Source organism: Acidimicrobiales bacterium, assembly GCA_040219085.1.
In the GTDB taxonomy this organism is placed as follows: Bacteria; Actinomycetota; Acidimicrobiia; order Acidimicrobiales; family JAVJTC01; genus JAVJTC01.
Genome location: JAVJTC010000013.1, coordinates 1 through 13,788, shown reverse-complemented (window position 1 = coordinate 13,788; position 13,788 = coordinate 1). Strand labels below are relative to the sequence as shown.

Annotated in this window: 13 protein-coding genes and 1 riboswitch; of the genes, 8 read left to right on the top strand and 5 right to left on the bottom strand. The window is 67.6% G+C overall.

What is annotated here, in order from left to right; translation table 11 throughout:
- Positions 1-84: 84 nt before the first annotated feature.
- The 3 genes from RIE08_05910 to RIE08_05900 form a co-directional block, all read right to left on the bottom strand.
- Positions 85-1,224 (bottom strand): ATP-binding protein, encoded by a 1,140-nt coding sequence (locus tag RIE08_05910; protein MEQ8717128.1) that lies wholly within the window; start codon positions 1,222-1,224, stop codon positions 85-87.
- Between the two features lie 78 nt (positions 1,225-1,302).
- Complete coding sequence (locus RIE08_05905) at positions 1,303-2,655, bottom strand: 3-deoxy-7-phosphoheptulonate synthase class II (GenBank protein MEQ8717127.1); 1,353 nt, start codon at positions 2,653-2,655, stop codon at positions 1,303-1,305.
- Positions 2,656-2,781: 126 nt separating this feature from the next.
- The gene (locus RIE08_05900) at positions 2,782-3,612 is read right to left on the bottom strand and encodes a sigma-70 family RNA polymerase sigma factor (protein ID MEQ8717126.1); all 831 of its coding nucleotides are present in this window, start codon (positions 3,610-3,612) and stop codon (positions 2,782-2,784) included.
- Positions 3,613-3,935: 323 nt separating this feature from the next.
- On the opposite strand from RIE08_05900, the gene nadD reads away from it, so the two are divergent.
- From nadD to rsfS, 3 genes are read left to right on the top strand one after another with little or no spacing between them, the layout of a single operon-like run.
- Positions 3,936-4,538, top strand: coding sequence for a nicotinate-nucleotide adenylyltransferase (gene nadD, locus RIE08_05895; GenBank protein ID MEQ8717125.1), 603 nt, complete (start codon positions 3,936-3,938; stop codon positions 4,536-4,538).
- Positions 4,532-5,782, top strand: a complete 1,251-nt coding sequence (locus RIE08_05890) for a LytR C-terminal domain-containing protein (protein MEQ8717124.1) — start codon at positions 4,532-4,534, stop codon at positions 5,780-5,782. The genes nadD and RIE08_05890 overlap by 7 nt, the downstream gene beginning before the upstream one ends.
- Positions 5,782-6,162, top strand: a complete 381-nt coding sequence (gene rsfS / locus RIE08_05885) for a ribosome silencing factor (GenBank protein MEQ8717123.1) — start codon at positions 5,782-5,784, stop codon at positions 6,160-6,162. Before RIE08_05890 ends, rsfS begins: the two co-directional genes overlap by 1 nt.
- A gap of 27 nt (positions 6,163-6,189) precedes the next feature.
- On the opposite strand, the gene RIE08_05880 is transcribed toward rsfS, so the two are convergent.
- Positions 6,190-6,720: a helix-turn-helix transcriptional regulator gene (locus RIE08_05880; GenBank protein MEQ8717122.1), complete on the bottom strand. Its 531-nt coding sequence runs from the start codon at positions 6,718-6,720 to the stop codon at positions 6,190-6,192.
- Between the two features lie 176 nt (positions 6,721-6,896).
- A riboswitch (adenosylcobalamin (AdoCbl) riboswitch) is annotated at positions 6,897-7,046 on the top strand.
- 55 nt (positions 7,047-7,101) lie between these two features.
- Between RIE08_05880 and RIE08_05875 the strand changes: the two genes are divergently transcribed.
- From RIE08_05875 to RIE08_05855, 5 genes are all read left to right on the top strand, one after another.
- On the top strand, positions 7,102-8,172 hold the full coding sequence (locus tag RIE08_05875) for an ABC transporter substrate-binding protein (GenBank protein ID MEQ8717121.1): 1,071 nt from the start codon (positions 7,102-7,104) through the stop codon (positions 8,170-8,172).
- Between the two features lie 3 nt (positions 8,173-8,175).
- The gene (locus tag RIE08_05870) at positions 8,176-9,243 is read left to right on the top strand and encodes an iron ABC transporter permease (protein MEQ8717120.1); all 1,068 of its coding nucleotides are present in this window, start codon (positions 8,176-8,178) and stop codon (positions 9,241-9,243) included.
- On the top strand, positions 9,240-10,115 hold the full coding sequence (locus tag RIE08_05865) for an ABC transporter ATP-binding protein (protein MEQ8717119.1): 876 nt from the start codon (positions 9,240-9,242) through the stop codon (positions 10,113-10,115). The genes RIE08_05870 and RIE08_05865 overlap by 4 nt, the downstream gene beginning before the upstream one ends.
- A 389-nt stretch (positions 10,116-10,504) precedes the next feature.
- On the top strand, positions 10,505-11,584 hold the full coding sequence (locus RIE08_05860) for a hypothetical protein (protein MEQ8717118.1): 1,080 nt from the start codon (positions 10,505-10,507) through the stop codon (positions 11,582-11,584).
- A gap of 293 nt (positions 11,585-11,877) precedes the next feature.
- Positions 11,878-12,441, top strand: a complete 564-nt coding sequence (locus RIE08_05855) for a DUF2510 domain-containing protein (protein ID MEQ8717117.1) — start codon at positions 11,878-11,880, stop codon at positions 12,439-12,441.
- 697 nt (positions 12,442-13,138) lie between these two features.
- On the opposite strand, the gene RIE08_05850 is transcribed toward RIE08_05855, so the two are convergent.
- The coding region (locus RIE08_05850; protein MEQ8717116.1) for a hypothetical protein at positions 13,139-13,788 on the bottom strand (650 nt) is incomplete at its 5' end.

Sequence of the window (13,788 nt, the reverse complement as noted above, 5' to 3'; positions counted from 1 at the left end):
TAATCCGATCGACTTTTGCAAGAACACCCGCGAAAAGGCCCTCTGACCAGCCTGTGTGTCCGGGTTGGACAGGGCCTGAGGTGGTCAGTCGTCGGGAAAGTTCGCAGCGGCGTAGGCCGCCTCGTCTCGTAGCCACTCTCTCGTCGCATGGTGGGCGAAGTCGATGCGCCCTCTCCCCGTCGCCACGATCATTCCCGCTCCGAGCAGGCGGTGGCGGTAGACCCCGGCATAGCCCACGTCCACTTCCAATCGGGCGGCGATGTCAGCGAGGTGGGAGTCGCCGTCATCACGGGCCATGGCGATGAGGAAGCGCCGGTCGACGTCGGAGAGCGTCCGCCAGGTGGGTGCGAGGACGAGTCGACCGATACGGGTCTCGGCCTCGGCGATTCCCTTCTCCACTTCCTGGTGGGTGATCCCGGCGACGGGGTCGGCGGCGGCCTTCCAGGTGTGAAAGCCGACGAGCTGGACCATGAACGCATAGCCGGAAGTCGCTTCCACCGCCCTGGACAGGCTTTCGTCGTCGATGCGACCGCCGCGCTCCTCGATCGGCCCCGACAGCGCCCTCGCCGTGGCCTCGTCGCCCAGTCGGTCGATGTCATGACGAGAGCAGCGCTGGAGGAACGTGGCCGCCTGATCGGCGAGCAGCGTGCCCTCGATCTGGGGTAGGCCCGCCCCTGCGAAGGCGATGGGGCGTTGTTCCCGCCGGGTGACGTGCTGGAGAACACCACCGAACTCTCGCAACTCGTCGAGATCGCCGCTCTGCAACTCATCGACCGTGATGATCAGGCCTGAGTCCCTTTCGGCGAGTACGTCCCCGAGGGCGGTCAGCGACCGACGCAGGTCCGGGGGTTCGTCGGTTGCGTCCACGACGTCGAACTCGACGCCGAAGCCGGCTGCGGCCACTCCCGAGAGTCGTCGACGCGCCGTTGGGTCCTGCATCGACGTCATGTGCTCACGGGTGGCCCTCAGCATCCGCTCGAGCAGTCCCGTCGGGGATGCGTTCTCGGAGATGGTCAGCCAACCACGCTCACGAGCCAGGTCCTCGACGGCGTTGAGCATCACCGTCTTTCCGGCACCTCGTACTCCGACGAACAGCGAGGTGTAGTCCGGGTGCGTCGGACCGACCTCGAGCGCATCGTCGATGTCGGTCAGGATGTCGTCACGGCCGGCGAGGACGGGGGGCGAGGCGCCGAACGTCGGGGAGAACGGATTGGCCTTGGCCATCTGACTTCCCTTTAAGGTCCTTTATGGTTTTTGGGAAGTTTAGTGTGATCCCGGGTACGCGTCGCCGCGCCCGAGACGTCAGCCCTTGAGCAGCGACGAGATCCGGAAAGCGAGGTCGATCGACTGCGAGCCGTTGAGGCGGGGGTCACACACCGTCTCGTAGCGCACCTCGAGATCCGCGTGATCCAGGTCCTGGCCGCCGCCGAGGCACTCGGTGACGTCGTCACCGGTCAACTCCACGTGTAGCCCGCCGGCCCAGGTGCCCGCAGCGTCGTGAGCGGCGAAGTAGCCCTCGATCTCGCGCAGGATGTCCTCGAAGTGGCGTGTCTTGCGGCCCGTGTCGGAGGTGAACGTGTTGCCGTGCATCGGATCGCACGCCCATACGACGGGATGACCCGCATCGCGGACCGCCTCGAGCAGCGGCGGTAGCTTCTCGGCCACGTTGTCGGCACCCATGCGGGAGATGAGCGTGAGCCGTCCCGGGACGCGCTCGGGGTTGAGCTTGTCGCAGATGGTGAGGGCGTCGGCCGGTGTGGCCGTCGGGCCGAGCTTGCAGCCCAGTGGGTTCCCGATTCCCCGGACGAACTCGAGGTGTGCGCCGTCCAGTTGGCGTGTCCGCTCGCCGATCCACAACATGTGCGCCGAGCAGTCGTACCAGTCGCCGGTGAGTGAGTCGCGTCGGGTGAGCGCCTCCTCGTAGCCGAGGATCAGGGCCTCGTGGCTGGTGAACAGATCGACGGTGTGCAGAGAAGGGTCGTTCGCGGTCTCGATACCGCAGGCCTTCATGAAGCGGAGCGCGTCGGCGATTCCCCGCTCGACGTCCGCGTAGCGCTGGCCGGCGGGGGAGTTGGCGACGAACTCCTGGTTCCAGGCCTGCACACGCGACAGGTCTGCGAACCCGCCCTTCGTGAACGCCCGCAGGAGGTTCAGGGTGGATGACGACTGGTGGTACGCCTGCAGAAGGCGCTCGGGATTCGCCACGCGGGCCGACGTCGTGAACTCGACGTCGTTGACCATGTGGCCGCGGAACGACGGCAGTTCCACGTCGTCGATGGTCTCGGTATCGGACGAACGCGGCTTGGCGAACTGACCGGCGATGCGACCCACCTTCACGACCGGGAGGCCCGCCGAGTAGGTCAACACGACGGCCATCTGCAAGATGACCTTGAGCTTGTCTCGGATGACGTCAGCGGTCAGCGCGTCGAAGGACTCGGCGCAGTCTCCGGCCTGGAGGAGGAAGGCCTCGCCCCGCGAGACCCGCGCCAGGTGAGAGGTCAGCGCGCGGCACTCGCCGGCGAAGACGAGCGGAGGGAGGCTCGACAGGGTCTTGAGCGCGCGATCGAGGTCGGCCCCGTCGGGCCAGTCAGGCTGCTGGCTGACTTCGAACCGTTGCCAGCTCGCGGGGTTCCAGGGCGCCGTGTCGGTGGTCACGTCGGACATGGTCGTGCACGCCTTCCGGTTGTCACAAGCCGATTCGCCGCCCGACGGGTGGACCCGGGGCGGCGAAGCGGTGTGGTCGCCGCGGGCCGGAGCCGACGGCGATGATCGGGATGTGGATCAGGCGGCGTCGATGCGCTCGGGTGCGTTCTCACGCACCGTGCTCACCGCGCGCTTCACGAGGCGCCGTGCGGCCTCGGCGGTCACACCGAGTTCCTCGCCGACCTCGCGGTAGGACCGCTTGCGGCCGTCGATGAGGCCGAACCGCTGCTCGACCGCGTACCGCGCCCGTGTGTCGAGCACGTCGAGGAGACCGGTGACCAGTTCCTCCTCGGCACGCTCCATGACCGTCTGTTCCGGGCCGGGGTTGGAATCCGGAAGAAGGTCCACCAGTTCGTTGGAGTCGTCGTCACCGATGGTGCGATCCAGCGAGGTGGGCGTGGTGAGGCGGTGGAGCCGTGCATGCTCCTCGTCGAGCTCGTCGCCGTCGCCGGAGGCCTGGCGCAGCGCAGCGCGCAGGCTGGCGGAGCGGTCACCGGGAAGACGCACGAGGCTCGCCTTCTGGTCCAACGCGCGGCCGATGGCCTGGCGGATCCAGAACGTGGCGTAGGTGGAGAACTTGAAGCCCTTGCGCCAGTCGAACTTGTCGACGGCGTGCTCGAGGCCGAGGTTGCCCTCCTGGATCAGGTCCAGGAGCTCCATCCCGGGGGGGAGGGGGTAACGGCGGGCGACGCTCACGACGAGGCGCAGGTTGGCACGGATGAAGCGGTCCTTCGCCCGGGCGGCCTCACGGACCGCGCGGTCGAGGTGACGGCCCTTCTCGCCCGCCTCCTTGGCCTCAGCCGCATCGCGGCCCTTCTCGATGATCTGCGAGAGCTCACGCTCCTCGGCAGCGGTGAGGAGAGGCACGAGGCCGATCTCGTTGAGGTACTGACCTACTGAATCGCTCATGTGTTTGTCGTCTTCGTCGTCGCTTGGCGGGGGTTGTCCGGGTCAACGGTTGAGGGCGGGGGATTGTTCCCTTCGCCACCATCCGCCTCCGGGGCGTTCCCACCCCGCGCGAATCCAACACATGGTTGGAATCGGGCCGGGGGGAGCGGTCGACCTCTCTATGGTGCTTCGGGCGCCGGGGCGTCCCGTGCGGCCCAGATCCCTGCTGCGCAGGGGAGGTCACCGGGCAGAGATCAACAATAGAGAAAAGCGCGCGAGAAGTCCAGTCAATCGGGCCGCGCGCCGGAAGGGGTTCGCCGGGCCGGGGTCGGTAGGATCCGCCCGTGTCCCACGGCGAACGCATCGGGCTGCTGGGTGGAACCTTCGATCCCCCCCATATCGGCCATCTCGTCGCGGCGACAACCGTCCGCTACGAACTAGCGCTGACAACGGTACAGCTCGTCGTCGCCAATTCCCCGTGGCAGAAGCTGGGCGAGCGCCCCATAACCCCGGCCGCGGACCGGCTCGCGATGGTTCGTGCGGCCGTGGAGGGAGTGGACGGCCTGGAGGCATCCGACGTCGAGATCGAGCGGGGCGGGCTCACCTACACGGCCGACACCCTGCGCGCCGTGGGTGAGGCCCATCCCGGCGCCGAGTTGTTCCTGATCGTCGGGAGTGACCTCTCCAGGGAGCTGCCGGGGTGGGAGCGCCACGAGCTGGTCGCGCAGATGGCGACGATCGTCGTCGTCGACCGGCCCGGGGCCTCAGGGGATCGCCCCCCACCGGGATGGCGTTGGATCTCCGTCACGTCGCCGCTCCTCGACGTCTCCAGCACGGACCTGCGCGACAGGCTCGCGACGGGTCGACCGGTCGACTACCTCATCCCGCGTCCCATTCTCGACGTGATCGACCAGCACGGCCTCTACGGTGTCGCCCGACGATGCTGACCGAGACGGACCCGTCCGATCCGGGACGGGACAGCGCCGTGGACGCGCCAGGGGACGATCCCGACGACGAGACACCTCCGCCGCCGCCCGCCCGTCCCATCAGGCCCGGCCGGCGCTCGGCGCTCCTCGCGCGGTGGGGCTTTCCGCTCGCTCTGGTGCTACTTGCCGTCGTGACCGTCGTGTTGGCGCTCATCGGGCGCGACGCGATCCTCGACAGCACCGAAGGCGACGTGGTCCGGGTCGTCACGGACCCCGCTGCGCCGGGATTCCGCGTCCTCGTCGAACCGACACCGTCGGCCCTGTGGGTCCTCATCGACGACGACGACGCTCTGATCGGCCTCGTGGTCGCAGGTCTGGCGGACCCCGAAGGCGGCGGCGGGATCGGTGTCCTGCCCGCCCGCGCCACCACATCGGACCTGGACGGGCGCACCTTCGCGGACCTCTACGCCGAGGAGGGACTCGACTCGCTGGCGCCGACGGTCGCCGCCACCCTCGACATCGGCTTCGGGGACGTCGCTGTGATCGACGCCCGCCAGTGGGAGGCCCTCTTCGCGCCCGTGGCCCCGCTCACCGTCAGCCTCGCTACGGACCTCGTTGCCGAGGACGGGACGGTCGTCTATCCGGCCGGGGACGTCGAGGTCGCCGCCGCGGACGTGGCGGCCGTACTGGCGTGGGAGTCGCCGGGCGACCCCGCCCAGGCGCGCGTCATCCGGCAGGGGACCATCTTGTCGGTCTACCTCGACGCGCTCTCGGAGGTGGGCCCAGACGTCGTGCCCGGCGAGGGCGACGTCGGTGTTCCGCTGTTCCTCCGTTCCTTCGCCCGTGGGTCCCATGTCGTGCTGGTTCCCGAGACCACGGAGAGCGACGGTGCGCTGGTCGCCGACCTCGACGAGGTCAGAGACCTCGCGATCGACCTCGTGCCGTTCCCGCTGCCCGCCGAGCCGGGCGGCCGCCCGACGGTGCGTCTTCTCGACGGCGTCGGTGACCAGGCGATGACGTTGTCCATCGCGGACACTCTCGTGCGTGCCGGGGCGCAGGTGTCGGTGCTCGGCAACGCCGAGGAGTTCGATGTCGTGGCCACCACCATCGAGTACCACACCGAGGCGGCACGTCAGGTCGCCGAGGAGTTCCGATCCGCGCTCGGCGTGGGCACGGTCACGTTCGTCCCCCTCGCCGCCGATTCGGAGACCTCGTTCGTCTCGGTCACGGTTACGGTCGGGTCTGATGCCGGGGAGGCAGGCTGATGGGCTCGCAGACGAACACCGATGAGATCCGCGCCTGGGGTGTGGCTGCGGCGCGCGCTGCCGACGCCAAGCTGGGCGCCGACACGACGATCATCGACGTCGGGGACGTCCTTGCGATCTGCGACCTGTTCATCATCACCTCGGGCGGCAACTCCCGTCAGGTCCGCGCCATAGCCGAGGCGGTTCAGGAGGGTGTGGCGGCCGCCGGTGGGCCCACGGCGCCCCGCGTGGAGGGGCTCGACGGGCTCGAATGGGTCCTCATCGACTACGGGTCCCTCGTCGTTCACGTTTTCGCCGCTGCCGCGCGCAGCCACTATCAGCTCGAGAAACTCTGGAGCGACCGGCCGGTCGTGGAGTGGAAGCCGCTCGAACCCACCTGAGCGCGCCAGGGTCGCCGCGTTACGCGGTCAGGCCCTGTCGGCCATCTCCTTGAGTCGACGCCCGAGCGCTCGCTGTTGCGCGGCGCGACGCACGATGGCGTCTCGTGCCTGTGACGTGGCCGGGTCCAGCAGCGCCACCAGCCGGTGGCGCACGGCCTGGGCCTCGAGTCGCAGGCTGTGGGCCAGCACGGCGACGTCCTCGTGGCGCAGCGACTCCGGGGGGATTGCGGCATCGGCTGACATCGCCCGCATGGATCGGATGAAGGTGAGGTACTCGCTCAGGATGTCGTCGATCGACAGACGCTCGGCGAATCGGTGGATCACCCCGCCTGACGCCATCCAGCACCTGGTCAGGTTCAACTCGAGGACGTCGCGCTCGGGGAGCAGGTCATCGGGCGTGACCTCGTAACCCGCGAGCAGCGTCTGGACCTGTTCGGACGGGATCCGGTAGCCACCCCCTTCGATCATCCGCAGCACGGTGGGGGTGAACGTCCAGTCCGTCCGGGTCGCCACGTCAGCCAGGGACGCGCCCTGCCGCTCTCTGGCACGCGCGAGCATCGGGCCCAGTCGGTGGACCGGAGGGACACGGTGGACCGGTTGCGATGACGTTCTCCCCGACATCATGGTTCTTCATCGGTCGGTCTACGTTGGACCTTTAATACCGGTTTCACTGGATGATCTCCGATGGCGCGCAGGCGGTCCGCGGCCTCTGACGCCACGGGACGGCTTCGTGTAGCCTTGCCCTTTCCGGTCACGGAGACCGAAGTCCGGTGAGAACCCGGCACTGTCCCGCAACGGTGAAGCCCCGAGTGAGATCGGGGACGAGTCCGGTCGAGTTCCGTAACCGGCGCGAGCCAGTAGCCCTCGAGGAGGGGCCGGCTCGGCCGGCAGGCTCCCTGTCGATCGAGCGCCCGAAACCTCGACGACAGGAGGAACACCATGCCATCGCCAACCCGGGCCGTCGTCGTGACGGTGCTGATCGTTCTCGCTCTCGTCGCCTCTGCCTGTGGCAGCGACGGGCCCGACGAGACCCTCGGGACCGGGTCCGACCCGACCCCGACCGCGGAGGCCACGCCCACGGAGGGCCCTTCGTCCCCGACGCCGGAGCCCACCGTCTCCCAGCCGGACTCGACGCCCGAGCAGACGCCTGAGCCGACGACGAACACGGACGACGGCGCCGCCTTCCCGGTCACCGTCACAGCGGCCAACGGTGAGGTGACCGTCGCGACGCGTCCGCAACGGATCGTGTCCCTGTCACCGGTCGCGACCGAGATCCTCTTCGCGATCGGAGCAGGTGACCGTGTCGTGGCGGTCGACTCAGCCTCGGACTTCCCGGCTGAGGCGCCGACGACAGACCTCAGCGGCTTCGACCCGAACATCGAGTCGCTCGCCCAGTTCGACCCCGACCTCGTCGTGATCACGTTCGATCCCGGCGAGCTGATCAGCGGCCTCGACGCCCTGGGGGTGCCGGCGCTGTTGCAGCCTTCGGCGCTCGGCCTCAGCGATGCCTACTCTCAGATCGAGCAACTCGGCGCGGCCACCGGACATCTGGCCGAGGCGACGGCGCTGGTCGCCTCGATGCAGTCCGACATCGCCGAACTCGCCGCGATGGTGCCCGAACGGCCTGAGCCGCTCACCTACTACTTCGAGCTGGATCCGACGCTCTACACGGTGACCACGGGCACGTTCGCCGGCGAGGTCCTCGCCCTCGCGGGTATGGAGAGCATCGCCGACGCGGCCGATGGCGCGGCGAGCGGGTTCCCCCAGCTCTCCGAGGAATTCATCCTCGACGCCGATCCCGACGTCATCGTCCTGGCCGACACGGTGTGTTGCGGTCAGAGCGCCGACACGGTGGCGGCGCGCCCGGGCTGGGATGTGTTGTCAGCGGTCGGCGCGGGACGGATCCTGGCGATCGACGACAGCCTGGCGTCGCGGTGGGGTCCCCGGGTTGTGGACTTCCTCGCGGCCGTCGTGGACGAAACCGCAGAACTCACGGTCGGGGCACGCTGAGTCGTGACCGCGACGACCGCGACGACCGCGCCGACCGCGCCGACGCGCCTGCGGGCGGGACCAGTCATCGTGGCGGTCGCGAGCGTGGCGGTCGCGGGCGTGGTCGGCGTGGCGATCGGGCCGGTCGCGATCAATCCGTTGAGGACCGCAGCCGAACTGATCGACATGATCCCCGGGATCCACGTGGACTCGGGTCTCTCGCGCACCGACGCCGTCATCATCCGCGAGCTGCGGCTTCCCCGGGTCACGCTCGGCCTGCTCGTCGGTGGCCTGCTCGCGATGTCCGGGGCCACGTTCCAGGGAGCGTTCCGCAACCCGCTCGTCGATCCCTATCTGCTCGGCGTCGCGGCTGGAGCCGGTCTCGGGGCCACGATCGCAATCGTGGCCGGTGCCGGGGACGCAGTGGGCGCATTCGATCCGGTCCCGCTCGCCGCGTTCGGTGGGGCGATCGTGGCGATGCTCGCGACCCTTGCGCTCGGATCGGGCGGGGGTCGCTACGGGTCACCTGCGGCGCTGGTACTCGCCGGGGTGGCCGTCACGGCGTTCTTCACGTCACTTCAGACCTATGTGCAACAGCGGGACTCCGAAACGCTGCGACAGGTCTACACGTGGATCCTCGGGCGGCTCGCGACGTCGGGTTGGGGTGAGGTCGCGATCCTGCTGCCCTACGCGGCCGTCTCGATCGCCGTGATGTTCGCGTTCCGTGGGCACCTCGACGTCCTCGCAGTCGGCGATGACGAGGCGGCGAGCCTCGGGTTGCGCCCCGCGCGGGTCAGAACGATCGTGGCGGTCGCAGCGTCGTTGGGGGCCGCTGCCGCGGTCGCTGTCAGTGGCCTCATAGGTTTCGTCGGTCTCATCGTCCCGCACGCGGTGCGTCTCGTCTTCGGCGTCTCCAACCGTGTCGTCGTCCCGCTGTCGCTGCTGTTCGGTGGTGCCTTCCTCGTCCTGACCGATCTGCTGGCCCGCACCGTCGAATCGCCGGCAGAGCTTCCGATCGGTGTGGTGACAGCGTTCTTCGGAGCTCCGTTCTTCCTGTTCATCCTCACCTCGCGATCGAGGCAGCTCACGTGATCCGGTCCGCGCGTCGTCGCATCGGGCGCCCGGTCGAGCATCCCCGCCGCGACGTCGGCGTCTCGTGTCGGGGTCTCGAGGTCGGCTTCGACGGTGTGGAGGTCCTGCGCGGGCTCGACCTGGACGTCGCCCCGGGCAGGTGGCTCGGCATCATCGGCCCCAACGGCGCGGGGAAGACGACGTTGCTGCGCGCACTGGCCGGTCTCGTCGACCACTCGGGCGTGGTGACAGTGGGATCTGACGCCGTGTCGGCCGGGGTCCTGTCGCCCCGGGCCCGGGCGCGGTTGGTGGGATTCGTGCCCCAGGACCCCGTCGTGCCGCCCGGCCTGGGGGTGTTGGACTACGTGATGCTCGGGCGCGCCCCGCATCAGGGTTTCGGGTTCGCCGCGACGGGTGAGGACGAACGCCTGGTGTGGGCGGTGCTGCAGCGCCTCGAGCTCGAGGGCTTCGCCGACCGGACGGTGGACACGCTCTCGGGCGGTGAACGCCAGCGGGTCGTCGTGGCACGAGCGGTGGCCCAGGAGTCGCCGGTGCTGTTGCTCGACGAGCCGACCTCCTCCCTCGACGTCGGACACCAGATCGAGGTCCTCGAACTACTCGACGAGATCCGCGTCGAACGCGGCCTCACCATCGTGACGACGATGCACGACCTCGACCTCGCCGCCCAGTTCGCCGAGGAGGTCGTTCTGATCGTCGACGGCCGCGTCGCCGCGGTCGGCGATGTCGCGACCGTGATGACCGAGCCGATCCTGACCCGCTGGTTCGGCGCACATGTCTCGGTGGACAGCGTCGACGGGGAGATCAGCATCAAGGTGCGCCGTCGCCGTGAGTCGCGCTCCGATGAGGCGGCGATCGGCGAAGTACGTCGTTGACTGCGGACGACGCGATTCACGCGCCGTCGTGGGAGCGGTGAGGGATTCACGTCGGCGCGCCGGCGGCGGCGCGCAGGGCCCGGGACGCGACGTCGCCCGGACCTGCGGCCCGGGCGATCGAAGTGGAGCTGATGGGAATCGAACCCACGACCTCTTGCATGCCATCTAAGGCCATTCCGTTCGTGGGTGTTCGCCCAGGTGCGCCGATGTATCGCTGACCTGGGGTTCTATCCGTCAGCGTCCGCCGACGTCCGTGAACGTGTGTGGTCGTTGGCTCCCCACTTGGCTCCCCACGTTCCGCACAGTCGTCGGTCTGGAACCAGGGCAGGGGCCGAACGGTCGACTCCTACTCAGGTGATTGATGGCACCCTGGTCGGCCGGAGGTTCTCATGTCACAGAACGATGGACCCGGCATTCTGCTCCGACACGGAGAGGGGCCGTGGCGTGCGCCTGATGTCGTGCACTATCTCGACGAGGCCCATCTCCAGGCCTTGCTCGTCGCTCAGCCATCGTTGTTGCCCGAGGTGGACGAGTTCACCGTAGCCGTGTCCGAGTTGCACGTGCCCGAGACGGGCTCGGTCGATGTCGTCGCGGTCAGTGCAGACGGAGACATCACGCTCTGCGAGTGCAAACTGGCCAAGAACTCTGAGATTCGCCGAACGATCGTCGGCCAGGTCCTTGCCTACGCGTCGGGACTCGAGGGAGCGACCTTCGAAGAGTTCGACCGGGCATGGCGTCAGCGTTCTGACGTCGGCCTCGCAGAGTCAGCGGCGTCGACGTCGCCGGATCTGAACGAGGCGGAGTTCCTCGATGCTGTCGCCTCGAACCTCCAGAAGGGGGCCTTCAGGCTCGTCCTGGCGGTGGACCGGATCGACAGGGAACTCCAACGAATCGTGGAGTATCTCAGTCGGCATACGACATCGGACACCACCGTGGTGGCGTTGGAGATGCGCTACGCCGCCGAAGGCGAAGTCGAAGTCATGGTGCCTCGGGTCTACGGCGTCGAACTCGCTCGACAGAAGCGGCCGAGAGATACGAATCGGTGGACAAAGGACGACGTCATCGAAAGAGCCACCCAGGTCGACCCGGAGCACGGAGCCGTCGTCACGCGCATTCTTAACCACTTCGGTCCCCGGGTGGATCGCTATTACCTCGGCCGGGGAAACGACCCCTCGATCACGGCAATCATCGAGGACCCGAAGAGCCAGCCGTTCTCAATCTGGGGTGCGAAGACCGTGACGATCAGCGTCAACTTCGAGTATCTGGTGCGCCTTGGACGAGATGTCCAGAATGCACTTCTGGAGCGCCTCCGGGGCATTGACGTTCTCGCGCCGCACGTCGTCGGCGTCGCCGAGGCCGACTACCGGAAGCGGCCGGGCATCCCTATCGCAGACCTGACCGACCCCGGCGTGCTGGATCAACTCATCTCCGCTCTCGAGATCCCATTCGACATGGCCGAGGCGCAGTGATGAGTCACGGTTGATCCGTCCCAGCTCATCCAACACCACGCCGTCCGCCAGCACCCGCGGACGTCCGTGGGTACATGTGACTTACATCTTCATGCCGGCGCCCGCAGCGTCCGTGGACCCGTGCGGTCGTTGGCTCCTCACATGGCTCCCTGACCCGATCAGATTCACTTCGACAGCGCCGGCGCTGATGCCGCTTCGCCAACTGGCCTACTATCCGAAAGTGGGTGCAGGTCGACACTCGCGCAACGGCCTCACGACATCGACGAACCCGGCTGGAGGCGCCAGTGGGCAAGATGCGCAAGATCACGGGACGCCTGACACTAAAAGGCATCGGTGGGCAGCTGGCGGTCGACGATCACTTCGTCACGATCCACCGCCGTGGCCTCAACGCCAAGTTCTCGCACGGTCTCAAGGGTGAGAAGCGGATCCCGATCAAGCAGATCACCTCGGTTCAGCTCAAGAAGCCAGGTCTGACCAACGGGTACATCCAGTTCAGCCATGGTGGCGGTACCGACAACAAGAGCGGAATTTTCTCGGCTACCAAGGACGAGAACAGCATCATGTTCACGACTTTTCAGGCTGAGGACGCCTACGCGATCAGGGACTACATCGAGCATTACCTCGTCCACGGGCAGGCACCGACTGAGGTGTCGGTCGAGGAACCTGAATCATCGCCAACTGTCGAGCCAGCGGAGCCCGAGGAGCCAACTGCTGCCCCCGGATGGCACTCCGACCCATACGAGCGACACGAGTTGCGCTACTTCGACGGCCGGGCCTGGACGGCACACGTCAGCGACGGCGGAGTCCAATCCGAGGACGACCCCCAGCGCCCCCCCGAGGCTCCGATCCAGTTCTAAGACGCGCTCGAGTTCGAGTGTTCGAGAACGCCGTCTGTGGTTGCCAGGCGAACCGACTGGTGCTCGGAGCCAACCCCTCCACAGCGCAGCGCCCCGGGGGTCTTCAAGGTCCGGCGAGGCCGCGGTGGGCTCCTCGCTCGTCAGCTGACGTTGTTCCGGTAGTTGTTTCAGGCCCACGCCCGAAGGGCAGGGCTCCCGCGGGGATCTTGTCGGCTGTCAGGATGGAAGGATCCTCTAGGCGGCGTGCAGCGCCATGAATCGCAGCGGCGACGATCACGCTCTAGGTCCAGTCCCAGGTGTTGTCCGAAAAGCCCATCGTGCTTTCAGATGGCAGAGTCCACCGTTGGACACACCGGCCCTGTGACGATCCGAGCACATGGGCCGTCCGCAGGAGTCGCAACGCTCGATCTGCGCCGACCCTTGGAGTGTCAGCGCTAGTTGGAGGCTGAGGGCGACCTGCACGAACACGCCCCCGCGAACAGCAGCTACGAGTTCGGCGCGACCGCTACGACGTCACTCGCCTCTATCTGGGAAACCGGCCACCAGGAGACGGCCTGCTTTCACTTCGGTTGCCTGCAAAGGATCGCGAGGCCGCGCAACACCGCAGGGTGATGCGCGGCCCCGTGCTGGGAAGATCAATGACGGGTGAGCCCGACTGTTGGGACGCTCACCGGCGGCGTGAGGGTGAACCGCGTCGCTAGCCGTCCTCCGTGCTGGCCAGGAAGAGCCGGTCGCCCTCGTTGGAGTCCAGGGTGAGCAACACGCCAGCTTCGACGTCATCAATGGGGGTGGCGTAGCAGATCGTGCCCGTGAGGGTCCCGCCTGCGAATACCTCGTCGAACCCCTCGAATGGGTCAGGCTCGACGCCGCAGGATGTATCAATCCCGAAGTCGATGATCGCCAAGGTCTCAGCGCCGAAATACTCGAACTCGATCCCGAATCCGGGGCTTAGGGGCTCCTTGTCGCCCGATTCCAGTGTCAGCGAAATCGGGATCCCGTAGAAGACGGTTCCCTCTGGCGGCGGGTCGTTGAACTGGTTCTCAGCAGCGATCGCCCCAGAGATATCTGAGCCGGGAGCTGTGACGGTGAGGGTCCAAACGGAGTTGTCGAGGTCGCCGAAGAAGTCGACCGTGAAGGTGACCGGCTCGCCGACAGGAAACGGGTTCTCGCGGCTTCCCGGTTCGGGGGTGGGTTCCTCGGTCGGTGTCGGTGTGGACTCTTCGGTTGGCTCTTCTGTGGCTGTCGGTGTGGACTCTTCGGTTGGCTCTTCTGTGGCTGTCGGTGTGGACTCTTCGGTTGGCTCTTCTGTGGCTGTCGGTGTGGACTCTTCGGTTGGCTCTTCTGTGG